This window comes from Leptospira borgpetersenii serovar Javanica, from assembly GCF_003046425.1.
Classification (GTDB): domain Bacteria; phylum Spirochaetota; class Leptospiria; order Leptospirales; family Leptospiraceae; genus Leptospira; species Leptospira borgpetersenii.
Window position 1 is genome coordinate 36,423 of record NZ_QAJG01000018.1, and the last position, 25,284, is coordinate 61,706.

A 25,284-nucleotide genomic window follows, 5' to 3' on the forward strand; every position below is an offset into this window, starting at 1 on the left:
TATGATATTCTAAGAAAAATAGATTGAAAATAAACGATAAATTACAATGCTATGAAACATAAAATGTAGTAATGATCTTCCTAAATTTTTATTAGAATTGATTTCAAAAATACTTTAAGATGGATACCCTAGTTTTCTTATACGATGGAGAATGTTCGTTTTGCTCCAACCTCGCAACCAAACTGCAAAACCTCAATCTCGACCCCAAAATCAGATTTAAATCCTTTCACGATTTTTCAGAAAAAGAATTGAAAGAAATTCATCCAACTTTGAATATCAGTGTCGCAGAAGGAAACGTTCAAATGATCGTAAACGGAAGAAGATATCCCGGATTTTTTGCGGTTCGAAAACTCAGCCATTCTTTAAGAGGATATCGTTGGATTGCACCACTTCTTTATCTTCCCTTGATTCCAATTTTAGGAATGATCGGGATGGGTCTCTTAAAGTCCCTGAAAAGTCGTTAGGCCTTCGTAAAACATAAGTCTTGCATCTAGAGCGAGTCTATTTCCTTCCATCACCCGATTTTTCTTTTCTTCCGTGTCTGCTACAATTTCGATCAGGCGGAAAAGTTTTTCTGCGTGAGATTCGTCCGCACTCAGATTGACTTGAAAAAATTTCCCTTCCGGCAAACAAACTCTCTCCTTTAAATCATTGTAAGACTTGAACATTCTAGAATATTCCAATTTTAGCAAGTATTCGTTCGCAGGGCCGAGCGCTCCTAGGGCAGAATAAAAGTCCGTGATGGTTATCTTCCTCATTAGATCTAAATAAGATTTTGTTTCAGGAAGCCTGTGTATATCTTGCACCACCTCGCCCATATCCGAAAGAAACTTTTTCAAGATACAAACATGAGAATCTTCTGCATTCCCCTCGCCCAATTCCTCCCAAATATTAGAGACAAGAACGATTTTTGCGTCTACAGAATCGCTGATTGCAGCCGTATTTAAAAACCAGTTTACGAAGTCTACGCTGACGAAATATTCCTGACGAAGCCAAAGAAGAAGGTCTTTTTTTTCCATTCTCCTTTCCTTTTTTTCCAGCCAGCGATTGGAAACCAGGACCGGATGATTCCGAACCGATTCCTTCAAAGAATTTCGAAAGGATTCGGAAGTTTGAATAGAACTCACTGTCTGCATAAATCTATGACTTTATCTTTGACTTGATAAGGATCTGATTTTCTTTTTGGCATATAAAAATCGATCGGTCTCAAAATCCAAACGGGCTATTTTTAGAATCTCTTGTAATAAGTTTTTTTCGTTTCCTAGACTCCGACGATAACAAATCGGAAATGTGGAATAAAATGGAGACAAACCGGGAGTCAGATTTATCTCAAGAAAATAGGGATTCCCTAAAGAATCGAGTTTCCAATCTAATCTCGCAGGACCGGAAGTACCAAGGGAACTACAAAACAACCGACTTTGTTCCTGAAGGAATAACTCCAAACCGGAAGGACAATCAAATACGAGAGTTTCCGGCATCACACTTTTGGACTTCGTTTTTTCTCCGTAAACCTCTTCCACTTTCAGATCGTCCCGAAGAACCAATCTTCCCGCGGAACTGACTCTATAACCTACTACACTAGATCCTATCACGGAAATAGTATATTCAATTCCCGTTAAATATTCTTCCAAGAGATAAGGAAAAAATTCCGCCGTTCTGGAGGACAATTTGAAACGGAGATCCTTTTCGTCGTGAATGATACTTTCCTCTCCGATTCCGAGGCTGGAACCTTCTCCGGAAGGTTTTAAAAATCCGGGAAAGGAAAACTCCTTCGGAATCGTAAAATCCGTCTCGAAACGAATTAAAAACCCGGGCACAATCGGAATACCCATAGACTGGGCGAATATTTTCGTTAGATTTTTATCCAAGGACACGTTTTGAGAATAAACGTCCGAACCGGTGTGAGGAAAACCGAACAACTCCGCCGCAGCAGGAATCAAGGACTCCCTGTTTCTGGAACGAAATCCCTCCATCAGATGAAAGAGAACGGGGCGTTTCGTAAAATCCAAGTCGGAATAATGATTTAACTTTTCCAAAAGTTCACTCGGAGTGGCCACAAATTCGACTCTTTCCCCGACTTCGCTTAACAATTCTAAGATAACATCCACGGATTTCGAAGATTCCCATTCCTGTTTGTAAATTTCCGGAAACTCCCCTTCAAACTCGTGAAGGTCCGCGTAAACAAGAACGCTCGGCATTACGTCATACATTCAATTTCTTCTCTTTGGCTCCGAACGCGTTTGGAGAAATTCTTTCCCAGGTCTCCAAGGAGACCTCAGGGTAAATTTCTTCCATTGTGGAATCCGGAGGTTCCGGACTTAAATGATAGGATCCGTGTAACGCGGATCGAAACACGTGCATCCTTTCCGGTTTGTAAAAACCAAGATACCAATCCGGAGTCAACGTTACCTTTCCACCTCCTCCGGGAAGATCGTTTACGAACTGCGGAATTCCCATTCCCCCTATCTTCCCTCTCATATAGGAAATGATTTCGATACCTTTTGCGAGCGGAGTTCGAAAACCTCTCGAACCGGGAATCAGCTCCGGATCATACATATAATAGGCGCGAACCCTCAATTCCAACAGTTTTTTATGAAGTTCTAACATGATTTCCCCGGAATCGTTGATTCCCTTGAGTAGAACACATTGATTTCCGACGTTCACTCCGGCTTTGAGAAGTTTTAGAATCGCTTCTTTCGCTTCGGAAGTGCATTCTTTCGCGTGATTGAACTGGGTATTGCAGAAAATGGAAAGCCGATGGGTATTGTGTGACTCTATAATATTACAAAGATCTGATGTGATTCGAAAAGGAAGCGTGACCGGATTTCGAGTACCGAGTCTACAGATTTTCACATGTTCGATTTTTTCCAATCGCTCCAAAATCCAGTCGATTTTGGAGTCGCTCAGATTTAGGGGATCTCCGCCGGATAGTACCACATCGGTTATTTCCGGACATGCTTCAATATATTCAAAACAAGCTTCCAAATCTTCCGTAATCATTCTCTCCTTAGAATCGGAGACCTTACGACCTCTCATACAATGTCTACAATAAACCGAACATTCGTGATTGGTAAAAAGAAGAACTCGATCCGGATACATGTGAGTCAACCCTTTGACGGGAGACAATCGTTCCTCGTGCAGAGGATCGGGAGATTCTTCCGGAGAAAAAACGGTCTCCGCTTCTCTCGGGATGATCATCTTTCGAATTGGATCGTCCGGGTCCTCCGGGTCCGTTAGAGAAATGTAATATGGTGTCGCGGAAACGTTGAGACGAATCGTATCCTCAATTCCGACTTTTTCACTTTCCGTCAAATCGAAATAACGCCCCAGCTCGAAACCTCTCACACGATTTTGAAGCTGAGCTTTATAATCGCTCCAATCAAAAGAAGAAAACAACTCAGACCGATTTGCAAAACTTTCTTTCTCGGATTTTTGTACGAACAGATGCGAATTCGAAGTCTTCATAAGAAGTTCTTCCTATTTTCTCCGACTCCGGGGAAAATCAAGCAAAGGGAAAAAGAAAATGTCAAAAGAATTCGTTTCCGAAAAGTTGTCCTTTGATGACCGATTTTTCCGTTGATTTTCTCCAAACGCTTGCATTCGATGTAGATGGAACCTTATTTTCGTCCGAAGGGATGATACTCGAAGTCTACAGAGACTCGATCCGAAATTTTTCCGAAACTTTCAAAATCCAAATCTCTCTTCCATCCAAAGATCAACTTATGATGGAAATCGGAAAGCCTGTCAAAACCATTTTCCGCAATCTTCTTCCACAATTGAACGAAGAACAAAGAGACGCCATTTCCGATAGTGTGCTTCGTTTTTTATGCGAGAGAATTAAAAAAGGAGAGGGAGAACTCTATCCCTCGGTCAAAGAAACGATCGAGTCTCTTTCAAAAAAAGGGTTTCGAATTCTAGCAGCTTCAAACGGACGAAAACCTTATATCGAAACCATCTTGGAAGTAGCGGGAGTTCTTTCCTATTTCGATCCGATCCTCGTTTTAGACAACGAGCGGATCAAAACCAAGGGAGAAATTCTGAAAGAATACATCAAACGAAACGATCTTAAACCGAACGAAATTCTCATGATAGGAGACAGACTTTCAGATCACGAGGCCGCCCGTCAGAACGGTTGTCCGTTTGCGTTTTGTTCGTACGGACACGCACCTCCCGGAGAAATTCCGGACTTTGAATTGGAACTCAAAAACCTCTCCGATCTGAACGCAATTCTCTGATTTTTGCCTGTATGGATTCCTCTTTTCTTCCGAAAATGAAAAAGTGCCGGATTCCGAAAAAAGAAAAAATCTCATTTTCATTCTTACCGGAATTATTTTTACGTTAGTGCTTTTAGATAAAAGTACAGGATCCGGATTTTCACTCTCCGGAATCGAATTCCGAAATATTGGAAAGATGAGTCCGGAATCCTATCATTCGAAAGGAAATCTCAATCACAAAGAGCTTATGGATCAAGCAGAAGACGAAATCCTGGGAGAACTTCTCCAAAACGGAGACGTCCAGGTCTCCTCCGAAAATGAAAATTCCATCGAAGAAGATCTCAACGAAAACGACCTCGTTCCAGTCCTCGAACCTCCCCTTCCATCCATTAATTTAGAAAACGAATCACCTTCCGTCCCGATTCCTACGGACAAAGGAGAATTATCACTGTATTTTCTGAAATTTTACGGCAAGGGAAACAAAAGCCATTCCAGACTTGTAAGGGTCCTCCGACTTTCCAAGGGCGGAGACAGGGTCAAACTGATCTTAAATTCCCTGATTGCAGGTCCGGTTTCCCAAGAGAAGGAAAAAGGAATTCTGAATTCCATTCCACAAAACCTACATTATGACGGAGATTATAGAATTGAAGAAGGAATTTTAAAACTCTCTTTGAGCAGCGATTTAGAAAGAGGAGCCGGACCGGAACTTCTAAAAGACCGGATCGACCAACTTACCTATAGCCTCATGGAAAATCTTCCGATCCGAGGCATCCAGCTTAAGATCAACGGCAAATTCGTACGATCTCTCGGTGGGGAGGGAATGCCTTTGCCTTCTCTTCTGACAAAAAACCCTAGAAAGATCGTCGTTTTTTAATCGTCAAAGAACGTATAATACAAAGTCGCCCAAACGGATTTATAAATCCTGATTGTTTAAACAAAATCGCTTCTAAAAATAGGGAGTTTAGATCTTATTCGGTCCTTTATAAAACACATGAGATTTTCGTTAGGAAACAATCAAAAAATAAAGTTACTTGCACGGAGAGTTTTTTTCAATCCGCTTACGGATGATTACCTCAGAATCTATCAACCCGAAATCAAAAGAGCCACGGTCATCTATTTCTTTTTTTGTATCGGAATCAGTCTTATCGCGACTTTGGTCCCGGACGGAGAGTCTGAGTTAGGTAAAGAAAATCGAATTCTTGCCTATTCGCGTTTAACGGTCGTCCTTTTGTCCGCTTTTTTCGCATTTTTGCTTATAAAATGGAAATTTTTATTCCGCAAAAAAATCGAGAGATATAGCATTCTCTCTTCGGGAATGATCGTACTTTCTATTCTCCCCTACGTCTTCTTTGATTCGGGAAGAATGGAGCTTTACTTTCATTTTTACACAACCTTAGTCGTAAGCGGAAATATTCTTCTTTGGTTCACCGGAGCGACCGTAATATTTTTCAACGTATTTTTTTATCTTTCCCTGGTTTTGTGTACAACTCTGACCGGAAACACAAAAGTACTGCAGCACGATTTGGCTAACGTGTTGATTTATCTTTTTACAGGAGTATTCGGAAATCTTTTGATCAACTTCTGGAGAGTGATGGATCACCGTGCGAAGAAAAAACTGCAGAGAGCGGTGAGTAAGCTCAGAGAGAAAAATATTCATATCGAAAAAATTTCCAAAGTGGACGAACTCACCAAACTTTACAATCGAAGATATCTAATTGAACAATTCGAACTTTTTCTCAAAAGGGCGCAACGCTACCGATTCTCTCTCGCAATGATCATCTTAGATATGGATTACCTCAAGGAGATTAACGATTCTTACGGACATTTGGCGGGAGATTTGGCGCTTCGTACAATCTCGGACGTGATGAAACAAAGAGTAAGGGCGACAGATATCTGTTCCAGAATCGGGGGAGATGAATTTTGTATCCTTTTAGATGCGATCAAAAAGGATGATCTCGTCCAACTCTGCGAAAAATTAAGAATGGAAGTCGCCGAAAAAGAATTATCCTATCGAACCCCAAGCGGGGACCCAGTTAAAATTTCCGTTTCCATCGGGGCTTGCATTCTCAGCCCGATGGAAGAGTTCAGTTTCGACGATATTTATCATTCCATTGATTCAGCTCTTTACGAATCCAAAAAAAAAGGAAGAAACCGAGTTTCTTTTATCGAACCGGGCCACTATTTTCCAAAAACGAATCCGGGAACTACGGCTGCTTCTTAGGAACGGGAAGTTCGTAACGAAATGTGATTTGGCAATAGGCTCCGTCGTCTATATATTTCGTGTCGACCGCTTCCATAAAAAACAGTCTGTTTTTTTGCTCAGGTTCTAATTCCTCCAATTTATGTGCTGCGATGGATTTTGCAGCAGTGCAGGAAGTATTCTTCATTTTAAATAGATCGTTCTCTTCCACGGAACTAGAAGAAGCTCCGCCGGTCGCAACGAGCTTATATTTGTGAGGACCTAAAATCTCTACAGTCACTCCCGTATCAACGTGAACTTTTACTTTCATTTGTTTTGCACAGGAAGTGAACACGAGCAAAAGCACAAACACACAGTTTAGAATTCTTATCATTTTATCTCCCTAAAGACACTCTTCAATTTTTCAAAAGCGATTTTTAAGACCCTCCTTGTATCACAACGGATCTCGCTTTCCATTCGGAAAAGTTCAAACGATCAGAGGGCCTGCGTCAATTCATTCCCGTAACGATCGTAGTTATAGAAAAGATCTCTTCGTTTCGGTGTAAATCCGCCTTCTTTCAAAAACTTAACCGCTTCTTTTTCGGTTTTGAGTCCGTAAGACCGAAGTACGTTTTCTTCGATAACCACGGAAGATATATCGTCCGCACCGCTCGTAAGAGCCAATTGTCCGACTCCTTTCCCGAGTACCATCACCGAAGTTTCGATATGTGAAATATTATCCAAAAAGATCCTGCAAATTCCCAGCACCTTGAGATACTCCTGAGTTGCAACCGCGCGGACCTTGAATCGTTTCGTTTGCGGTTGAAAAGTCCAAGGGATAAAAGATAAAAATCCTCCGGTTCTGTCCTGGAGATTTCGCACAATGCTTAAATGTTCGACGACTTCTTCCCGGGTTTCCTCGGAACCAAATACGATGTTTGCACTTCCGGGAAGTCCCGCTTCATGGCAGGTTTCCATCGCACGCACCCATTCTTCCGTGGTCGCTTTTTTCGGCGAGATGATGTTTCTCATTCTATCGGTGAGAATCTCCGCTCCCGCTCCGGGAACAGAATCAAGACCCGCTTGTTTTAGAATCCGAAGAACTTCCTTAAGTGAAAGGCCGGTGATCTTTTCCAAGTTGATGATTTCCACCGGAGAAAATGCGCGGATGTGCATGTCCGGATATTTCTTTTTAACGGAGCTTATCACATTTATATAATACTCAAAAGGAAGATCCGGATATACCCCTCCTTGTAGAAACATTTGATCCGCCCCTTCGCCGACGGCATAATCCATCTTTTCCAATATTTCTTCCACGGAAAGTACGTATCCCTTTCCGTTTCCGATTTCGTCCATAAAAGAACAGAAACTACATTCTACGTTGCAGTAGTTTGTGTAATTGACGACTCGAAACATAGTATAACTTGCATGTGTATGAGGGAGAATTTTTTCTCGAAGTGTACGAGCCGTAGCCATGATCTTGAGATGATCCCCTTCCCGATAAAGGGTCAGAGCTTCCTCGGGAGAAATCCGATTCCCATCCAAAGCTTTTTCCAAGATCCGATCGCTGGGTTGAGATGAAAAGATAGAGGCCACGTTTACTCCTTATCAGCCTTTCCAAAATCTGAAAGAAATCCATTCCAATCATTCAACAAGTTCGTAATAAAATACCGAAGTTTCCGCAAACTAGGTTCTTCGGAAAATTTATGAACTTTCGAACAGATTCTATCGTCTCCAATTTTTGTAGAAGTTCCCACATTCAGAAGACTGATGACAGTGTCGCGACAATGCCGTTCCCACAGAAAACAGTTTTGGGAAAACTTTTCGTTCCTTCTGTTTGCTTTCTTGTTTTGTGGTTCATGCTCGCATAACCCTCGTTTTTCAAATCCAGAAGGGGCACCATTTTGTCTATATCAAAGTGAACTTAAAAAAGATCGACTCTTCAACTTTTGAACCGATTCCGAATTTTGCATCCTCTTTTTAGATTTCTATTTTACTCTAACAGCGGTACATTTAAAATTCCCACAATTGTAATTTGAATCTGTCCCAAAACCTTAAAAGAAATTCAGTAAGTTCGCAATAAAATGTAAGAACTCCCACAGATTACGTCCCTTTGGTAGTTTAAACAGGTTTTATAATCGTTAAGTTCTCGTTGGAGTTCCTACATTCCGAGGTTTTGGGACAGATTCTTTGTTAAAAATCCCTCAAGCAGAAGACCGGTTCCCAAAAGAGAATTTGTTACAAAATTCACCGTATCTTATCGTATCAGTAGTTCCCGCATTTTATTTTTACGGAAACATGTACTCACATTAACGCAATAGTCCAATTTATAAAAAATCCTAGAACTTGTGAGAATTTGCAATCCCAATCTTTAGAATGAGATTTTCACGCCGGGGCGTAATTTCTCAAACTTCGCTAAATTTTCTTTGGGGAGTTTCGACGGCACTTTCAATTCTTTTAATTTTTTCAAACCGACCAAAGGAAGAATATCCTGGATCGGATTGTCGGCTAAGCAAAGAGTTTCCATTTTTGAAAGTGAAGAAAGCGGGGAAACATCGGAGATTTTATTTTTATTGAGATAAAGCGCATTTAAATTTTTGCACTGAGAAAGTGGAGACAAATCCTTAATCGAGTTATTCGATCCGCTAAAAGTTTTCAAATTAGGAAGTTTTTGACAAAAGACCGAGATCCGATATGCCTTGATTTCTCTCCACATTCAATTTAATTAATCCGGACGCTCGTTCAATTCCGTCCAAAGAAGAAAGTTTAGAAGCATTTTTTCCTTCTCGAGGATATAGATCCAAAGTATCCAAAGTCGGCATTTTACCCAACGGAACCTCTATTAAGGAAGTTAACCCATCGAATCTTACTTCGGTACCTTGGCTCAACTTTTTATCGGAAGGCGGAGCGGACAAAACTCCGTCTTCCGAAAGAGAATCTATGTTGGATTCAGTTGCAGAATCTTTTTCGTCCAAAATCCAGAATAGATATTTCCACCATTCATTTTTTCCCTGCTTGGGAACCGCAGTTTTAACGTTAGAGATACGCTCGGCGGATTTATTCTTTTGAGAAGGCTTATTTTGATCCTTTTTAGCGCTTTTTTTTCCAAGTAACCTTTTTTGAATTTTTCGTTTAAAAGTTTTGCGCGTCTTTCAAACACGCGGTTTCGTCTTTAAATTTCTTCGTCTGTGTTTGTCCCGACGTCCCCATTTTACCATACGTTATAGTAAACGTATTTCCGGTGATATCGACGTTCCAGAAATTATCCGACTTTTCGTCTTTATAAGTTAGGTAATGTTGTATAAAAGCCTATTTGATCTATTGTCGTTTTAAAGATGAAATAGGTTTCGATTCTACTAAAACACGGTCAACCTCATTTCGAATCGGAAGATAACTTATATTTATTCGATTCCGTAACAACAGCTTACAAATGAATTCCTATTGAAACTCAAAATTATAGGAAAACGATTCGATTTAGAGCGTGTCCCAAAACCATTCGATCTTATCGGAATCCTCGCGGATTGCTGCAATTGTTCCTACGTCTTGGGACAGACTCTGATATGGCACAAACCAAAATAACAGGTGGCGATCGACCTATCGTTCATTCGGTCTTTTTGCGGTTTAAACCGTCTTGTACAAACCAAGAATCAACTATCTTTAACGAGACTGAAACTCAATCCAGAACTTAGCTTCCAACACTCCGTTTTGAAAATTCCTCGACAGGGAGGTTCTCAATTCCTACGCTGTAAATCATTCACCAATCCACAAGAAAGGGTAACTCATCCATATGGCAATTTCACAAATCGCCTTTCATCTGATTTTCACAGTCCTATTCGTAATCGCGAATGTAGTTTTTATCCGTGCAATCCTCTATCGTCTGAGGTTAATTTTTAACGCGAGAAAAGCCGCGGGAACAGAAAACTTTTTGGAAAACCCGAACTGGATTTTCCGGATCAATAGCTTTATTCAGAACGTAATTCTCCAAAAAAAGAACTTCAAAGAACCTCTTCGAGGAATCATGCACGCGTTCATCTTTTACGGTTTCGTAACGTATCTACTTCATACTACAAGCCAAATGATCGCAGGCATGTTCGGATACGGAATGGAGGACCCTTATAAATTCTCCCTGATCGGCTTCTTATTCGGAGAAAGTACAGGGCATCTCTACGAATCCGTCGTTCAAGTCGTTTCCATCCTCGTTTTAATTGGTCTCGGATTTTTCGCTTGGAGGAGATGGATTCAAAAAGCGAAAGGACTGGACGTTCATTCTCCCGCTTCCGCGATCGTAATCGGAATGATTTCTCTTTTGATGATCTCCACTCTTTTAGGAGAAGGAGCCAAAGCCGTCGGAGCAGTTTACGATAGTCCGACCGAAAACGCTTCTTTGATCGCAGCGGGGATCGGCGCGATTTGGAAATCGGTCGGCGTAGAATATTCCACTGCAGACGTAGTCGTTCAAATTATGTGGTGGGTTCATATTCTTTCCGTGTTTTCTTTTATGCTTTACGTTCCCACTTCCAAACACGCACACCTAATCTTCGCTCCGTTCAACTATTTTCTCCAATCCGATACTCCGAAAGGAGCTCTTTCTAAACTTAATTTAGAAGATGAGAATGTAGTCTGGGGTGTGAACCGTGTAGAAGACTTTCCCTGGCCGAATCTTCTAGACGGAATGTCTTGTATCGAATGTGGTCGTTGTCAAGTTCAATGTCCCGCTAATAGAACCGGAAAAGTTCTGAACCCGAAAGCAATCATCGCAGATCTCAAACACGCGCTTTTGGACAAGATGCCGGAAGTTGCAAAAATCAGAGCCGAAGAAACCGATGCGACTATTGCGGCTGAAAAAATCGCCGCTTTGGATACAGGAGTGATCAACAACTATGAAGGTCTTTCCGAAGAAGCTCTCTGGGGTTGCACTACTTGCTACGCTTGTGTGGAAGCCTGTCCAGTCGGAAATAACCAAGTCAATGCGATCATGGAAATGAGAAGACATTTGGTTCTTGCAGAATCCAAGTTTCCCGTGGAACTCCAGAACGCTTTCGTAAATATGGAAAACAATTCGAATCCTTGGGGCGTGGGAGCTCATACAAGAGCGGACTGGGCGGAAGGTCTAGGCGTCAAAACCATGGCGGAAGATTCCAACGTAGACATTCTCTATTGGGTAGGATGTGCGGGTGCTTTCGACGATAGAAACAAGAGTATCGCTAAATCTTTCGTTAAAATTCTTCAAAAGGCGGACGTGAAATTCGGAATCCTCGGAACCGAAGAAAACTGCTCCGGCGACTCCGCGAGACGAGGCGGTAACGAGTATCTTTATCAAACTCTCGCACAAGCGAACGTGGATACGATGAACGGATACAATGTGAAAAAAGTAGTAACTGCTTGTCCCCATTGTTACAACACAATCAAAAACGAATATCCTCAGTTCGGTGGAAATTTCGAAGTGGTTCACCACTCCGAATTCATTAACGATCTCGTGAAAGAGAAAAAACTCGACGTGAAAACTGCGGAAGACGCTTCTTCCGGTAAATACACGTATCACGATTCCTGCTACATCGGACGTTACAACGACAACTACGAAAATCCGAGAGACGTGGTGAAAAAAGTTTCCGGCGGTAAACTCGCGGAACCTTCCGATCACCATACGAAAGGTCTCTGCTGCGGCGCAGGCGGGGCTCAGATGTGGATGGAAGAACAAAACAACGACAGAGTGAACATTAAACGAACCAAACAACTTCTCGACACCGGCGCGACCACAATCGCAACCGCTTGTCCTTTCTGCGTAACGATGATTACCGACGGTGTAAAACACGAAGGCAAGGTCGAAGAAGTAAAGGTAAAAGATATTGCGGAATTGGTCGCCGACAACATCTAACAACCGATTCTATTTTAGAATTCCTTAAATTAAAAAAGCCGCAAGCGATTGCGGCTTTTTTGTTTTTCGATCGCCACCTCGATTCCCCTCCGAAAAAAAATCGAACCGACCTTTTAAGATTGAAATCTCCAAAAAACTTCCGCAAATTCATAAATCAAAAACAGATCGTGATTGGAATCATCCGTAAAAACGAGGTCGATTGGTAAGACGAATGCCATCGAAAGTTTAAAATATCCGATTCACTCTAAGTCGATGCCGTTTTAAATTTCAAAACCGACTCATTTTTTCGTTAGAGACAAAGATCAAAATTTCAGAACGGCGACGAGCCCGTTGTCATTGAAAAATTCTATGTTGGCGCGGATTTGTTTGCTTAAGATATGAACCAACGTAAACCCGGTCGTCTTCTGTTTTTTCATATCTATGGGTAAGGGAATTCCGGTTCCGTTGTCCTTAATTGTCAAATTACAATTTTCGCCCGTTTTCGAAAAAAGAATCTCGATATTCGGGTCCTTCGTTTCTTTGAATGCATGCATAAATGAATTGTTCAAAAGCTCGTTGAAGATCATCGCACAAGGAATCGCGATTTCAATCGGAAGTTCAATTCGTTCGGAGTGATTCAGAACGTTCACCTTAAAATCATCGTTTTTGTTCTTCATATCCGCCACGATTCTTTCGATTATTTGAGAAAATTCTATCTTATGATAGTTGTCCGATTTGTACAAGTAGTTATGCACTTCGGACATCGCAAGAATTCGGTTCTGAAACTTGATCAAAACCTTCTTCGAATCCGACCAGTCGTTTTTATGCAGATCCGCAAGCCCGCATAACACCTGCAGATTATTCCTCACCCTGTGATGAATTTCCTTGATTAACTCGTCCTTTTCCTTGATATACAAATTCAAAAGATTAACCGTCAAAACGGACATCAGCGTAAAAAACAAAAAACCCAATACGGAATCCACGACAAAACTCGTCTTCAGTCCCCCGCCCCCGTGCATTCTGTAAAGAAAAATATACATAAGAAAAAAAGAATATAATGAAACGAATATGGTCGTCTGTATGTTCGTAAAAAGAAGAAATACGATGACGAGTATCGGCAGGCTCAATACATGGTTTCCTTCCAGATCCCCAAAAAAAATTCCGAGAGAGATTCCGAGTAGAACAGAAGCCAGAGTTATCCAAACGGCCCACCGGAAACGTCCAGAAAGGATAAGGGCGATCGAAATTCCCGAGGCGGTGATTAGAAGAATAAAACTCGGACGATACGTAAGTTCTCCTTCGTAAACGAAGACGGAAAACGTGATCCCCGCAAATACGAACGCGATCGCGTTGAAGGTAAACAGATAGATGGCCCGTACTCGAACGAGAAAATTCTCCTCCGCATACATTTTTTGAATTTTTTTTAAGAACATAAATCCTCTCGTGCAATCCATCATAGACCGGATTTTTCGAAAAATCCTTCGTTTTTAAAAAAGACTCCGTTTCTATTCTGACGTTTCATTTTTAAAGATTCCCATAAAGCCTATAGTTCCAACGGATTCAAATGTTTTCCGCCTAAGGCGATTCGACGATAAACAAACCCATTGAGATTTATAATCTATCTTCTGGGAAAAAACACGTAGAAAGAGATACAAAAAACAGTCGAAGAACTTCGAAAAGCCGGATGAATTAAAAACCATCTCAAAAATATTTTTAAATGTTCGAGATAGACATTCAAACAAAGATAAAGTATTTTTGAGATAATTTACAAAGTCGAATTTGTGACACATCTCGAATTCGTTTGTGTTTTTATCTCCGTAGAGCTCTAAGTAAGTAAAAAAGATTTCAGATACTTCTCGGACGCATGAATTAGGAATATTGAATAATTTGTTGAAACGTATACTCGTCAAAAGAAATTCGGATTCGAACAGAAACGAGTAAACAAATACACATTTTTTTAAAACAGACAGAACTTTGAAAATTAAACCGGACCGGATCAAAACTCCAAAACGGCGACCAAACCCCGATCGTTGAAAAGTTTAAAATTGGCTCGAATTTGTTTGGAAAGAATATGAATCAAGGTAAACCCCGTCGTATTCGGTTTTTTCAAATCAACCGGAGTTGCCATTCCCACTCCATTGTCCTTTATGATTAATTTGTAATTTTCACCCGTTTTAGAAAAACGAACCTCTATGTTCGGATCCTGCGATTCCTTAAAGGCGTGCGTCAATGAATTGTTCACAAGTTCGTTGAAGATCATCGCACAAGGTATCGCCGTTTCGATAGGCAGATCGATTTTTTCCGAATAATTGCGTATGACTACTTGTGATTCCTTATGTTTGTTTTTCAGATTTTCTATGATCCTTTCAATCACGTTCGAAAATTCTATACTATGATAATTATCCGTTTTGTACATGTAATTATGCACTTCCGACATCGCGAGAATTCGATTCTGAAACTCGAATAATACCCTTTGCAAATCCGATTTGTCGTCCCTATGAAGATCAGCAAGTCCGCTCAGAACTTGAAGATTATTCCTCACCCTGTGATGGATTTCCTTGATCAGTTCGTCTTTTTCCTTAATGTAAGAATTCAAAAGATTGACCGTCAAAAAGGCAAGAATCGTAAAAAGAAAAAAACCCAATACGGAATCTACGACAAAAACGCCGTTTAACGCGTTTCTCAAATTAAGCTTGTATAAAAACAAAAACATTAAAATAAAGGAATATAAAGAAACATAAATAGTCGTTCGAATATCCGTAAATAACAAAAACAAGAGAACAAGAATGGAAAGACTAGGTAGGACGTTTCCGACCGGATTTCCGAAAAGCAGCGCCCAAGCAAGCCCTAACGCCACCGAAAGCAGCGTGATAACCAATGCTTTTTTATATTGTCCCAACCAGAGCAACAAAATCGCAACGAACGACGCGAGTATGAATAGTATAAAACTAGGACGGTAAGTCTTTTCATTCTCATAGAAAAAAAAAAGTAAATGTCAAACTGGCAAAAGTAAAAACTACCACATTAAAAAAAAGCAAGTATAAAGCTCTCACTCTTAGGATAAACGGCTCTTGCGCGTAAACGCGTTGGAATCTTTTTAAAATCATACTTTCCTAAAAAACCAATCTTTTCCGAAATTATACCGTTCTAAAACTCATTTACAATTCCAAAATTGTAAATCGTATCCGGTCAAATTTCAAGTTTTTATCCTCTTGTGTAAAACCGCTCCATAATATTGTTAAAATCCATTTTTGAGATAATTCTCACCCATTTTCTCAAAATAATCCACTACACCGTATAACAACATCTTGAAAGCCGGTAAAAAACTTTTGAAATAAAATTAAAAAATAACCGACCGACCACAAAACTCAAATTTTTTTTTCAATACGCATGTCTCACTTCGTGTTCGAACTCCCTATATTTCTTCTGAATTTCATTGGAGGTTTACACGATGAAACAAAATAAAAACCAATTGCAGAGAGGAATGTTGACGATCACGGCTTTTGCAATCGCAACATTATTCCTGGTTACGAATTGTAAAAAAGAAAAAGACGATAATAAAGAACTGTTACTGATGGCCGCGCTTTTTTCGGCTCCGAACGGGAAGGCTGACTTCAAATTTTCAAACACGACGAATTTACTAGCGGCAAGGACTAAAGATTCCTCTCGTTTTTTAACACTCCCCGACACGATCGGACAAGGAGCCGCATTTTTAACAGACTTAGCCGGAGATAATCCTCAAAACTACGGGGACGGAAACGGAGACGGATTTAACGATAAGTTTTTAACTCCTGAAGCGGCCGAAATCCAAATTTGTCAAATCGTCGCCTACAAATCCGTGGAAAAAGGGGGCCCAGCCAGAGGAAGTGAAACTTTACAAAATGCTAATTTTGTTTCATTCAATATAACGGGGCCGTTCAGCGATCCGCATGGTCAGTTCGGCGGAGTATGCACTGCATTTGCCGGAATCCCTATAACAGGACTTAGCGGCACGACGAACAGATCTCTTCAGATAAACCAAATCCCACAGGATGAAAAAAACGACTACGATCGAATCGGATTGGTCATCAGAGCATTCAGGTATTATTTTAATCCGAACGATCTCCCAGAAAACGCCTACCGCTACGTGGATTTGATTCTGAACAAACCCACTCCTCCCGCGTTCCCTGGCATGGAAGACGTCGTTTTTGCGGAAAGAGGAGACGTTTCTCCGGCCATATTCGATCACAAAGCTCCCCGATCGTTTGTGACTTCTCCAAGCCTTATGTTTCCGGAGCTCCTTGCCCAAGACGAGTTTAGGCCCTACTCGTTTTTTGAATCTTTTATCGATGCGTCCAGCGGTTCTCTGTTAAAAATGCCGGACGGCACCAGCACCAATGCGGCATTCGGATTCAATTCTTTAAATCCGGCTGAAAATTATTCCGGAGTTCTCTATACGAATCACTCTCAGAAGTTGAAATTTAAATTACCAACTTCCGCAAAGTCTTTGAAAAAAGACGACCCATATATCCTCGTCGTGGATTTGAACAATACCAAAGGGGAAAAAGGAAATCTTCTCTTCAACGTCTCCGTGGATAAAGTGCTTTTCTGGGACTCCGCCTCTGTGGACAATATTTTCTCTCCTCAATTGGATGCAGCCGACAGACCAAATGCAACGAATGGAGAAGACAACCTGGCTACGACCACCAGAAAAAACTTGATCTTTCATTTACCTACGATCCGAAGCGAAACGAAATGAACCAAATATTAGAAAAACGGAAATAAGAACCGGATAAAAAATAGGCGAAGGAACTTCTAAAAGTATCTTCGCCTCAAAGACATCTGGTGCAAATACAATATCTAAGACTTCGAAAAGAATCGAATTCTTACTACCCCGAGAGCTTTTTTCACCGTCTGAAAATTTCGTTATGCAGTCGGAGGATAATCTAAAAGAGTTATTTCGGGATTTTTCTTCTGAAAATACCCCTTGTCCCATTCCGTATCGAAGAGAAGAGCAGCCCTCCCTCCCCGATCAGTGACTAAATTTGCGGAAGACGGAACCTTTGCCAGATCTTCCCGCCCGATCCAACAAGAGATTATATAAGGAAGAACGGTGATCGTAGAAGGGGCATTGTATTCGTCCAAAAGTCTTCTTCGAAATACTTCGAATTGAAGCTGTCCCATAGCGCCGATAATGGGCAGACCTCCACCGATCGTCTGAGAAGAGAACAAATGAAGAATTCCCTCTTCGGCAAGTTGTTCGATTCCTTTTCGAAAGCTTTTCATACTTGCCGTATCGGCGGATGAGATCGTTGCAAAAAGTTCGGGTGCAAATACGGGAAGAGATTTTAAATCGGGAACCTTAGAAGAAGCGACTATATCTCCGATCGCATACGTCCCCGGATTTACGAGGCCAATGATGTCCCCCGGATACGCCTCATCGACCGTATTTCGATCCTGGCCGAAAAAAGCGAAAGAAGAGGAAAGTTTTACGGATTTCCCCAATCTTCCATGGAGCACGTTCAACCCTCTTTCAAACTTACCGGAAGTCACTCTTAAGAACGCAATTCTATCTCGGTGCTGACGATTCATGTTCGCCTGAACCTTAAAGATAAACCCGCTGAAAGGAGTATGGATCGGATCCAAACGAGATCCGTCTTTTAACGGAAAAAATAACGGCGGGGGAGCAATCTTGATGAACTCATCTAAGAACAATTGAATTCCGAAATTGTTCACTGCGGAACCGAAAAAAACGGGAGTAATTTTAGAATCCAAAAAGTCTTTTTGACTGAACTCTGAAATTCCCCCTTCTACTAATTCCAATTCCTCCCGAAAGGATTTGATAACCCAGTCTTCAAATCTTGAATCCAGTTCCGGATCGTTTACACCCGAGGTTTGAAAGGAGGATTTTTGACTTCCTCCGGGAGTCTTATCGTATGTTAGAATTTTCTTATCTTTGCGGGAATAAACCCCGCTGAAATCCACACCGGTTCCGATCGGCCACACCATAGGCACAGCGGATATATCAAGAACCTTTTCAATCTCATCCAGAAGAACAAAAAGATTTTTTGTAGGTCTATCCATCTTGTTAATGAAAGTTACAATCGGAATTCCACGATCTCTACAAACTTTGAATAACTTTATCGTCTGAGGCTCGACCCCCTTTCCGGCGTCGAGCACCATCACCGCGGTATCCGCTGCGATTAAAGTGCGATACGTATCCTCCGAAAAATCCTCGTGACCGGGTGTGTCCAATAGATTGAGAACGTATCCGTCATATTCGAACTGAAGTGCGGCGGAAGTGATAGAAATCCCTTTTTCTTTTTCCATCTCCATCCAATCGGAGGTAGCGGCCTTCCGATTCTTGCGAGCCTTAACGGCTCCTGCGAGTTGGATCGCACCTCCATATAGTAGAAGCTTTTCCGTAAGGGTCGTCTTTCCAGCATCCGGGTGAGCGATAATTGCAAACGTCCTCCTTCTTCGAGTTTCCTCTTCGATGGATTGTTTCTGTTCTACTGTTTCGCTCATTACTTTGCCCCACACTCTTTTCCAGATTTTCTTTACAAAGTCGACTGTCAGCAATTAAAACGAAGCGATCCTTGTGGTAGTTCCCACATCTTTCGTACTTTTATCCATTCGTATTGTTCGGGTAAATAAAATGTAACAGAGATCTGCTATATTCTTTACATCAATTAGAAGTAGGTAAATAGATGGAAAAAATTTCTTTTAGTCCCTCAAAAGATCTCCAAAGTTTGAAACTACAAATAGACGGATTCAACGATTCTTTCAAAATTCTAAAAATCAAAGAAGAAGGACTTACCGTCTCCTATTTGTCCAAGTTGAATCTTCTTCAAGGTTCTCCTCTAAGCGGACAGATCAATTCACGCACTTTAGACCTTCAGTTTCGTTTTCAAGGAAATCTCCAAAAACAAACTTCTCGTCCGGACGGAAAAGGATTTATACTCGAGATCCAATTTCACCAGAAGGCACGTTTCCCGGACGTTTTGATCGCTTTAGAACTCGCGTCTTGATCTTTTCTTTCCGTATTTGTTGCCACTACGAGATCCGAATCCCGATTTTATTTTTTGGTCTTTTTCATTTACGAAACGACTCCGATTTTGTTTTTTGTATATAAGACCCGTATGTCTGAAAGCAACATAAAACACTTGATTTCCTGGGAAGATTGGTCGGATTCCGAAATCCTTGATTTGGTGAACTTTGCCGTTCATGTAAAGAAAAATCGAGTCAATTATGCAGGACATATGAGTGGCCGATCCCTCGCTATGCTTTTTCAGAAAACCTCCACAAGAACCAGGGTTTCTTTTGAAGTCGCCATGACCGAAATGGGAGGGCACGGAATTTATCTAGATTGGATGGCGTCTAACTTTCAACTTTCTGATATCGATCTAGAAGCCAGATATCTTTCCAGAAACGTATCCGTTATCATGGCCCGTTTGAAAAAACACGAGGATCTTCTTTTGATGAAAAACGGCTCTCAAGTTCCGGTCATTAACGGATGCGATAATATGTTTCATCCTTGTCAATCTCTTGCGGATATTATGACGATCGCACTCGATGCCCCGGAACGTCCCCTCAACCAAACGAAACTGACTTACATCGGAGTTCATAACAATGTGGTCAATTCCCTCATCGGAATCACTGCCGCACTCGGAGTCCATCTAACTCTCGTAACGCCAATCAAAGAAAACATTCACCCCCAGACGGTGGAAAGAGCCAAGTCGAAAGGAACTCTTACTTGGGAACAAAATCTGGAAAAGTCGGTAAAAGATGCGGACTATGTTTATACGGACACTTGGCTAGACATGGAATTTTTCAACGATCCTTCTTACGCAGATAAGAAAAAACAAAGAATGGAGTTGATGATGCCGTATCAGATCAATTCTTCTTTGATGGAAAAAACGAATGCAAAAGTGATGCATGATATGCCGATCCACGCGGGTTATGAAATCACCAGAGAAGTCGTTTTAAGTCAACGATCCATCATCTTTCAGCAGGCAGAAAATCGTTTAGATGCCCAGAAAGCAGTCATTCTAAAACTTCTGGAAGTTTGATACTTCGGAAAATCGGTTTACAGAGGCCCGCACTTTCGAAACCTGTATTTAGAGCCTTTTCACCCTCACTTGCAGGCTCGAAACCAGAATTAAAGGTATCTCTATGTCTAAATTGACTCATCCAAGAGAGGCGCTCTTCGAAGGAGAAAAGCCTTTCCCTATCATTCCTGCTTGTGAACACTTTGCAGGTTCCGAAAAGCTGATTACAAAAGCGCTCGAACTCCAAAATAAACTCGGCGGTCTTTTCGACATCACGATGGACTGCGAAGACGGAGCGCAAACCGGAAAAGAAAAAGAGCACGCAGAACTGATTGTCCGTCTTCAAAACAGCGAACTCAACAAACACAAAATGAGCGGCGTCAGAATCCACGACTATACAAACCCATTCTGGAAACAAGACGTAGACATCATCGTTCCGGGCGCTGGAGAAAAAATCGCATATATCACGATTCCAAAACCGACCCGCGCGGCTCAAGTGGAGGAAATGATCACCTACATACAAAAGTCCGTTCAGAAGGCGGGAATCAAGAGGGAAATTCCAATTCACGTATTGATCGAAACCAACGGCGCACTTCAAGAAGTCGAAAAAATTGCGGCTCTTCCTTGGCTGCAAGTTCTTGACTTCGGTTTAATGGACTTTATCTCCGGACACCACGGAGCGATTCCCGCTTCTTGTATGAAAAGCCCCGGGCAATTCGAACATGAATTGTTAAGGAGAGGAAAAGCGAACCTAGTCGCGGCGGCTCTTGCAAACGGTGTAATCCCTGCTCACAATGTGACACTCGATCTTAAAAATCAATATCAAACGTACAAAGATGCAAAACGTGCCCACGACGATTTCGGTTTCCTAAGAATGTGGTCGATCTATCCGACTCAGATCCAAGCGATCCTAGATGCAATGGCTCCGGATTACAGCGAAGTTCAAACTGCAGCTGAAATTCTCATCCAAGCGCAAAATGCGGAATGGGGACCGATTCAGTACGCGGGAGATCTTCACGACCGTGCAACTTACAGATACTTTTGGGAAATTCTTCAAAAAGCGAAATTGACCGGAATTTCTATCCCTGAAGAAGCAAACAAAAGATTTTTCAATTGATTTCGAATTGAATTCCGTAGAAATAAAAAAAGCCGCAACTTATATGCGGCTTTTTTTATATTCCGCTTCCGAATGAAGTTAAAAAACGGTTCTTCACATTCAAACCTCTTGCGGAGCGAAGAGATCAATCAAGATTTAACTTTAGGTTCACCATTTAACGTAAGTTCGGCGTAACAAATATGAAAGCGATATTATGCTGTGATCCGCAGAAGGCAGCACTTTAGTTTGAAAAATTCAGCTGAAATGCTGTTTACGGAAATGTTTCAATATGAAGTTTTCGAGTGATTCGCCCAAACTTTCTTACAACGCGTCCCAAAAACCGCGGAGCGAACGCGCTTTAGCTTTCTACTTTGTCAGAAAGCTAAAGCAAGGTTCTGTCCCAGTTTTGGGATAGAACCTTATATTAAACTTACGTTATTTACTTAACAAATTTCTCCAGAAGTTTGGAAATCAATTCGTTTAAGCTCCTCTCGACATGATCCCAAGACTTTTTATTCATCGGTTCCAGAGGCATTTTTTTATCGAGTTGTTTGTATCGATCAAAACTTTCTCTCGCATAATCCAAATACTTTTTCGGATCGATTCCGAGCTTATCCAATTGAGCCTCGTTTTTGGCATAAATCGCTGCTATTTTTTCCTTATATTCGTCCTCTAAAAAATAATATCGAATATCCAGTTTGACCTCGTCTATGGCCTTATAAATCTTCGATCCTTGAATCTCTTTTTTGTCCGTAGAGGATTTTTCGGAAACGTTCTCGGAAGTTGGAAGCTTTTCGTTGGGAACGGAAGGTTTGACAGAAGAATCCTTCTTCTTCATCTTCTCAAGCTTTTCGCGTTTTAAAATATCGAATAAAGCGCTTTTCTTATTCTGAGTCACAATCACACCCTATAAATTCATCCATCTAATTATCTTATCGGAAAATATAATTCTCTCTCTACCACTAATAACTTATAAGACGAATTTTCCAGGAAAAAAATTATCTCTCGATTGGAGCTCGAAAAAAGGCTTCTAAATTGATGAAGAATCTTGAAAATCGCACTCTGACCGTGTTAAAAATTTATTCTTAATTATCCTGACAATCGTTCGAGAAAAATTATTTGAAAGGAAAAACTTTACGTTTGAATGAAATAAATCCAGACAGATCGTTTTTTCCTACTTTCATCAAATGTATCCTTTTCGATTTTGTAGTAAACTGTAAAAATCACGGAAGAAAATTCTCCTTCCAAAAGAATACCGAATTTCTCTTCCTGCAACGGAAAATTTCAGAAAATCAAATTCTCCCGAAATCCGACTCGTGGTCCGTCTTTAGTTTCCTCAGAGTACAATTCGGAAACCATTCACAACGCAGACAAAAAAGGTCTTCCGGTTGGAAAGTAGGCGGAGGACATAAATTTACGTTCGTTTGCTGCAAAGGAGTCAAAAAATTTTTCTTCTCTGAATAGGTTATACTTTGCGCAAGTTCGTTCAGCAGTTCCCGATTTTTTTTCGTTTGAGAATCCCAATCCTCTTCTAAGGAAAGAACCTTCGGTTTGGAAGGAGAATTTTTTTGAGCCGTTTTTTTAAGAAAGATTTTCCCGGAGTTTAAAAAACCGTCTTTCAAAATCCAAGGAGCCACAAGAATCGCGCCGATCGCTCCTCCTAAATGACAAGAATTGCTTACGACAAAGGGAGAATGAAAATAATACACCGAAACGATGTCCGCGATAAAACCGCCTCCCACAAAAATCCAAGCCGCATAACGTGCTCTCATTCTAAAAAAGATGAGAAACACCTCCGTTTCGGGAAATAAAATTCCAAACAAAACGAGAATTCCGGTAACTCCTCCGCTCGCGCCGAGTGTCGTAGTATGCAAGAGATCCATAGGATAGTGAATTCCTAATATTTGAACGAACACAGGTGCGAGTATGACGGAAATTCCCCCCATTAAGACCGCTGCTACGTAGATAACCGTAAACTTCCAAGAAGGAATGTATTTACAAATCAATCCTCCGAACATCACAAATACGTACATATTAAAGAACAAATGTGCAAAAGGAATACCGTATGCCTCATGTAAAAATCCGTATGAAAAAATCTGCCAGTAATATCCCTGAAAAACCCTAGAAGGAGTTAACGCAAAGTAATATTCTAAAATTCCGGTTCCACCGGCGAGAAGCTGCATTATATAAACAAAAACGTTCGCGATCAATAACAGGTTGATCGGATGAAAAACGGAATAACCGAAAAGAGATATTCCGTTTCGGTATTTTCTTTTTGCCATATTGGATAGAATATGAATTGTGGTCAGAGAGTCAAGCAGGCTAAGCCGGGGCAAAAAACCGCCCCGGGTTTCCTACATTCTCCGGGAGTAAGGAGAATGATTTTTCAATCACATTCTTTAAATCGAAAAATCGGACCTCAACCTTTAGAGTCGGGAAGAAAAAAAATGCAGGAATCAGGATTAAAACCTATTCTTTGGACAAACAAAGAATTGATCCTTTTGGATCAAAGAGTCCTGCCCGGAACCACTTCCTATTTGAAGGCAAAAACATTGGAAGATTGTATTTTTGCAATTCGGGAAATGGTCGTTCGGGGGGCTCCCGCAATTGCAATTACCGGTGCCTTCGGAATCGCATTGTATTTAAACGGCCTATCCTCCCAACCGACCTTCTCCCAACTCAAAACAAAACTCGATGAACTCTTAGAATCCAGGCCGACCGCAGTCAACCTTAGACTTGTGATAGAAGAATTCTTTTCCCGTTTTCCGGAAGCGGATTATTCCTCCGCTAATTTAGAAAAGATGCAAAAAAGCGCGGAAGAATTTGCGCTCTTTATGCTCGAAGAAGATTTAGAGAATAATTTAACCCTTTCTAAAAACGCTCTTTCACTTTTTCCCAAATCTCCTTCTTCCTTGAATATCATCACTCACTGTAACACGGGCGCACTCGCCACCGCAGGACACGGAACTGCGTTAGGCGTTATACGATCTCTCCGAGACGCGGGACATTCTCTCACTGTTTTTGCGGACGAAACCAGACCTTATCTTCAAGGAGCTCGTTTAACCGCCTGGGAATTGAAAGAGGAAGGAATTCCGTCATATCTTATCACGGACAATATGGCCGGTTGGGTGATGTCTTCCAGAAAGATTCACGCGGTCATCGTAGGCGCGGATCGTATTGCTTCCAACGGGGACACTGCCAATAAGATCGGAACGTATCCCTTAGCCATCATCGCCAAACACCACGGAGTTCCTTTCTACGTGGCCGCAACCTCTAAAAGTATGGATTTTAGAATTCCCGACGGAAGTCACATTCCTATTGAAATGAGAAAAGAAAATGAAGTCACTTCGTTCGGATTTTTGAAGGATGCCACAGGAAAACCTTTGTTAAACGAAGGTGTGCTTGCTCCCAACGGAATCAAAGCCCTCAATCCTTCCTTCGATGTGACACCCGCCTCTCTCATTTCGGGAATTATCACCGAAAGAGGAATCATCTCTCCCGTAACGGAAGAAAATCTCAGAAAGACTTTCTCATAAAATCCGACAACGACGGACAGATATATTAGAAAGGCAGCTTGGGGACAAACTCTGATTCAAATGCTTTCCTTTTTCGAGAAATTTTCGTAGAACTACTTTATTTGTAACGCGACCATAATCGCTTTTTCCTGTCCCGGTTCGAATACCATCATAAAAGAAGATTGGAATTTCGTGATCTTCTCGACCTGCCTTCTATAATGTATCACCGTTCCGGGAAACGCACCCTTTTGAACGGCAAGCCTTACGGCACCGGAATTAAAACGCGCACTTTTCAAACTGTCGACTTTCCTCATGAAAAACGAGTATGAAACATGAGTTGTTTCGTTATCTAAAAATCTACTCCAAATATAGCCTAAATTTTTGAGATTGAATATA

The 25,284-nt window shown here is 41.2% G+C and carries 24 protein-coding genes and 2 pseudogenes; 10 read left to right on the top strand and 16 right to left on the bottom strand.

Annotation, left to right across the window (positions count from 1 at the left end; translation table 11 throughout):
- Positions 1–119: 119 nt before the first annotated feature.
- Positions 120–464 (top strand): DCC1-like thiol-disulfide oxidoreductase family protein, encoded by a 345-nt coding sequence (locus CLV95_RS13750; protein ID WP_002726746.1) that lies wholly within the window; start codon positions 120–122, stop codon positions 462–464.
- Here the strand turns inward: CLV95_RS13750 and CLV95_RS13755 are convergent.
- Genes CLV95_RS13755 through CLV95_RS13765 form a run of 3 tightly spaced genes read right to left on the bottom strand, consistent with a single transcriptional unit; the run spans position 441 to position 3,465 of the window.
- Positions 441–1,136, bottom strand: coding sequence for an iron-containing redox enzyme family protein (locus CLV95_RS13755; RefSeq protein ID WP_002736207.1), 696 nt, complete (start codon positions 1,134–1,136; stop codon positions 441–443). The genes CLV95_RS13750 and CLV95_RS13755 overlap by 24 nt on opposite strands.
- 12 nt (positions 1,137–1,148) lie before the next feature.
- The gene (locus tag CLV95_RS13760; RefSeq protein ID WP_002726765.1) at positions 1,149–2,210 is read right to left on the bottom strand and encodes a D-alanine--D-alanine ligase family protein; all 1,062 of its coding nucleotides are present in this window, start codon (positions 2,208–2,210) and stop codon (positions 1,149–1,151) included.
- Entirely contained in the window at positions 2,203–3,465 is a 1,263-nt protein-coding gene (locus tag CLV95_RS13765) for a KamA family radical SAM protein (protein ID WP_107694985.1), read from the bottom strand. The genes CLV95_RS13760 and CLV95_RS13765 overlap by 8 nt, the downstream gene beginning before the upstream one ends.
- A gap of 95 nt (positions 3,466–3,560) precedes the next feature.
- On the opposite strand from CLV95_RS13765, the gene CLV95_RS13770 reads away from it, so the two are divergent.
- The 3 genes from CLV95_RS13770 (at position 3,561) to CLV95_RS13780 (ending at position 6,435) form a co-directional block, all read left to right on the top strand.
- Positions 3,561–4,235 carry an HAD family hydrolase gene (locus tag CLV95_RS13770; RefSeq protein ID WP_002736193.1) on the top strand — a complete coding sequence of 225 codons (675 nt, stop codon included), beginning with the start codon at positions 3,561–3,563 and terminating at the stop codon, positions 4,233–4,235.
- Between the two features lie 43 nt (positions 4,236–4,278).
- Positions 4,279–5,088 carry a GerMN domain-containing protein gene (locus tag CLV95_RS13775; RefSeq protein ID WP_002726799.1) on the top strand — a complete coding sequence of 270 codons (810 nt, stop codon included), beginning with the start codon at positions 4,279–4,281 and terminating at the stop codon, positions 5,086–5,088.
- A gap of 117 nt (positions 5,089–5,205) precedes the next feature.
- Positions 5,206–6,435 (top strand): GGDEF domain-containing protein, encoded by a 1,230-nt coding sequence (locus CLV95_RS13780; protein ID WP_002726761.1) that lies wholly within the window; start codon positions 5,206–5,208, stop codon positions 6,433–6,435.
- Here CLV95_RS13780 and CLV95_RS13785 read toward each other — a convergent pair.
- The 5 genes from CLV95_RS13785 to CLV95_RS19430 all read right to left on the bottom strand — a co-directional run bounded on the left by CLV95_RS13785 (position 6,419) and on the right by CLV95_RS19430 (position 9,696).
- Complete coding sequence (locus CLV95_RS13785; RefSeq protein WP_002726783.1) at positions 6,419–6,787, bottom strand: LIC11299 family lipoprotein; 369 nt, start codon at positions 6,785–6,787, stop codon at positions 6,419–6,421. The genes CLV95_RS13780 and CLV95_RS13785 overlap by 17 nt on opposite strands.
- A gap of 101 nt (positions 6,788–6,888) precedes the next feature.
- Entirely contained in the window at positions 6,889–7,989 is a 1,101-nt protein-coding gene (mqnC, locus tag CLV95_RS13790; protein WP_002736201.1) for a cyclic dehypoxanthinyl futalosine synthase, read from the bottom strand.
- Between the two features lie 775 nt (positions 7,990–8,764).
- A complete protein-coding gene (locus CLV95_RS19420; protein WP_016749612.1) occupies positions 8,765–9,052 on the bottom strand; it encodes a leucine-rich repeat domain-containing protein in 288 nt (95 codons plus the stop codon).
- A 1-nt stretch (position 9,053) separates the two neighbouring features.
- Positions 9,054–9,368, bottom strand: coding sequence for a hypothetical protein (locus CLV95_RS19425; RefSeq protein ID WP_002726774.1), 315 nt, complete (start codon positions 9,366–9,368; stop codon positions 9,054–9,056).
- 157 nt (positions 9,369–9,525) lie between these two features.
- A complete protein-coding gene (locus CLV95_RS19430; RefSeq protein WP_134771569.1) occupies positions 9,526–9,696 on the bottom strand; it encodes a WGR domain-containing protein in 171 nt (56 codons plus the stop codon).
- A gap of 484 nt (positions 9,697–10,180) precedes the next feature.
- On the opposite strand from CLV95_RS19430, the gene CLV95_RS13800 reads away from it, so the two are divergent.
- Positions 10,181–12,268 (top strand): heterodisulfide reductase-related iron-sulfur binding cluster, encoded by a 2,088-nt coding sequence (locus CLV95_RS13800; RefSeq protein ID WP_002736120.1) that lies wholly within the window; start codon positions 10,181–10,183, stop codon positions 12,266–12,268.
- Between the two features lie 302 nt (positions 12,269–12,570).
- On the opposite strand, the gene CLV95_RS13805 is transcribed toward CLV95_RS13800, so the two are convergent.
- The 3 genes and pseudogenes from CLV95_RS13805 to CLV95_RS13815 all read right to left on the bottom strand — a co-directional run bounded on the left by CLV95_RS13805 (position 12,571) and on the right by CLV95_RS13815 (position 15,354).
- Positions 12,571–13,704, bottom strand: a complete 1,134-nt coding sequence (locus CLV95_RS13805) for a sensor histidine kinase (RefSeq protein WP_002736117.1) — start codon at positions 13,702–13,704, stop codon at positions 12,571–12,573.
- Positions 13,705–13,752: 48 nt separating this feature from the next.
- Complete coding sequence (locus tag CLV95_RS19880; protein ID WP_002736191.1) at positions 13,753–14,247, bottom strand: hypothetical protein; 495 nt, start codon at positions 14,245–14,247, stop codon at positions 13,753–13,755.
- Positions 14,244–15,354, bottom strand: a pseudogene (locus CLV95_RS13815) (sensor histidine kinase). The gene CLV95_RS19880 and the pseudogene CLV95_RS13815 overlap by 4 nt, the downstream one beginning before the upstream one ends.
- 344 nt (positions 15,355–15,698) lie before the next feature.
- Between CLV95_RS13815 and srpA the strand changes: the two are divergent.
- A complete protein-coding gene (srpA, locus tag CLV95_RS13820) occupies positions 15,699–16,985 on the top strand; it encodes a sigma factor sigX-regulated lipoprotein SrpA (RefSeq protein ID WP_002737856.1) in 1,287 nt (428 codons plus the stop codon).
- A 167-nt stretch (positions 16,986–17,152) separates the two neighbouring features.
- Here the strand turns inward: srpA and CLV95_RS13825 are convergent, their stop codons facing one another.
- Positions 17,153–18,754 (bottom strand): peptide chain release factor 3, encoded by a 1,602-nt coding sequence (locus CLV95_RS13825; RefSeq protein ID WP_016749611.1) that lies wholly within the window; start codon positions 18,752–18,754, stop codon positions 17,153–17,155.
- Between the two features lie 182 nt (positions 18,755–18,936).
- Between CLV95_RS13825 and CLV95_RS13830 the strand changes: the two genes are divergently transcribed.
- The 3 genes from CLV95_RS13830 to CLV95_RS13840 all read left to right on the top strand — a co-directional run bounded on the left by CLV95_RS13830 (position 18,937) and on the right by CLV95_RS13840 (position 21,394).
- Positions 18,937–19,257: a hypothetical protein gene (locus CLV95_RS13830; RefSeq protein ID WP_002736161.1), complete on the top strand. Its 321-nt coding sequence runs from the start codon at positions 18,937–18,939 to the stop codon at positions 19,255–19,257.
- A 111-nt stretch (positions 19,258–19,368) separates the two neighbouring features.
- A complete protein-coding gene (locus CLV95_RS13835) occupies positions 19,369–20,298 on the top strand; it encodes an ornithine carbamoyltransferase (RefSeq protein ID WP_011669831.1) in 930 nt (309 codons plus the stop codon).
- A gap of 103 nt (positions 20,299–20,401) precedes the next feature.
- Entirely contained in the window at positions 20,402–21,394 is a 993-nt protein-coding gene (locus CLV95_RS13840; protein ID WP_002726827.1) for an HpcH/HpaI aldolase/citrate lyase family protein, read from the top strand.
- 418 nt (positions 21,395–21,812) lie between these two features.
- On the opposite strand, the gene CLV95_RS13850 is transcribed toward CLV95_RS13840, so the two are convergent.
- The 3 genes from CLV95_RS13850 to CLV95_RS13855 all read right to left on the bottom strand — a co-directional run bounded on the left by CLV95_RS13850 (position 21,813) and on the right by CLV95_RS13855 (position 23,655).
- A complete protein-coding gene (locus tag CLV95_RS13850) occupies positions 21,813–22,271 on the bottom strand; it encodes an LIC11177 family protein (protein ID WP_002757853.1) in 459 nt (152 codons plus the stop codon).
- Positions 22,272–22,507: 236 nt separating this feature from the next.
- A complete protein-coding gene (locus CLV95_RS18940; protein ID WP_002726811.1) occupies positions 22,508–22,648 on the bottom strand; it encodes a hypothetical protein in 141 nt (46 codons plus the stop codon).
- A 17-nt stretch (positions 22,649–22,665) separates the two neighbouring features.
- A complete protein-coding gene (locus tag CLV95_RS13855) occupies positions 22,666–23,655 on the bottom strand; it encodes a rhomboid family intramembrane serine protease (protein WP_002726818.1) in 990 nt (329 codons plus the stop codon).
- A gap of 165 nt (positions 23,656–23,820) precedes the next feature.
- Between CLV95_RS13855 and mtnA the strand changes: the two genes are divergently transcribed.
- Positions 23,821–24,909 carry an S-methyl-5-thioribose-1-phosphate isomerase gene (mtnA, locus tag CLV95_RS13860; protein WP_011669829.1) on the top strand — a complete coding sequence of 363 codons (1,089 nt, stop codon included), beginning with the start codon at positions 23,821–23,823 and terminating at the stop codon, positions 24,907–24,909.
- A gap of 92 nt (positions 24,910–25,001) precedes the next feature.
- Here mtnA and CLV95_RS13865 read toward each other — a convergent pair.
- Positions 25,002–25,284, bottom strand: a pseudogene (locus tag CLV95_RS13865) (hypothetical protein); the annotation flags it as partial.

Bases quoted from the DNA above. Each gene is read 5' to 3' on its own strand.
- CLV95_RS13770 (WP_002736193.1), top strand. From the start codon at position 3,561: ATGACCGATTTTTCCGTTGATTTTCTCCAAACGCTTGCATTCGATGTA.
- CLV95_RS13800 (WP_002736120.1), top strand. From the start codon at position 10,181: ATGGCAATTTCACAAATCGCCTTTCATCTGATTTTCACAGTCCTATTC.
- srpA (WP_002737856.1), top strand. From the start codon at position 15,699: ATGAAACAAAATAAAAACCAATTGCAGAGAGGAATGTTGACGATCACG.
- CLV95_RS13780 (WP_002726761.1), top strand. From the start codon at position 5,206: ATGAGATTTTCGTTAGGAAACAATCAAAAAATAAAGTTACTTGCACGG.
- mtnA (WP_011669829.1), top strand. From the start codon at position 23,821: ATGCAGGAATCAGGATTAAAACCTATTCTTTGGACAAACAAAGAATTG.
- CLV95_RS13830 (WP_002736161.1), top strand. From the start codon at position 18,937: ATGGAAAAAATTTCTTTTAGTCCCTCAAAAGATCTCCAAAGTTTGAAA.
- CLV95_RS13835 (WP_011669831.1), top strand. From the start codon at position 19,369: ATGTCTGAAAGCAACATAAAACACTTGATTTCCTGGGAAGATTGGTCG.
- CLV95_RS13785 (WP_002726783.1), bottom strand. From the start codon at position 6,787: ATGATAAGAATTCTAAACTGTGTGTTTGTGCTTTTGCTCGTGTTCACT.
- CLV95_RS13755 (WP_002736207.1), bottom strand. From the start codon at position 1,136: ATGCAGACAGTGAGTTCTATTCAAACTTCCGAATCCTTTCGAAATTCT.
- CLV95_RS13765 (WP_107694985.1), bottom strand. From the start codon at position 3,465: ATGAAGACTTCGAATTCGCATCTGTTCGTACAAAAATCCGAGAAAGAA.
- CLV95_RS13760 (WP_002726765.1), bottom strand. From the start codon at position 2,210: ATGTATGACGTAATGCCGAGCGTTCTTGTTTACGCGGACCTTCACGAG.
- CLV95_RS13855 (WP_002726818.1), bottom strand. From the start codon at position 23,655: ATGGCAAAAAGAAAATACCGAAACGGAATATCTCTTTTCGGTTATTCC.
- CLV95_RS13840 (WP_002726827.1), top strand. From the start codon at position 20,402: ATGTCTAAATTGACTCATCCAAGAGAGGCGCTCTTCGAAGGAGAAAAG.
- CLV95_RS13825 (WP_016749611.1), bottom strand. From the start codon at position 18,754: ATGAGCGAAACAGTAGAACAGAAACAATCCATCGAAGAGGAAACTCGA.
- CLV95_RS13750 (WP_002726746.1), top strand. From the start codon at position 120: ATGGATACCCTAGTTTTCTTATACGATGGAGAATGTTCGTTTTGCTCC.
- CLV95_RS13805 (WP_002736117.1), bottom strand. From the start codon at position 13,704: ATGATGGATTGCACGAGAGGATTTATGTTCTTAAAAAAAATTCAAAAA.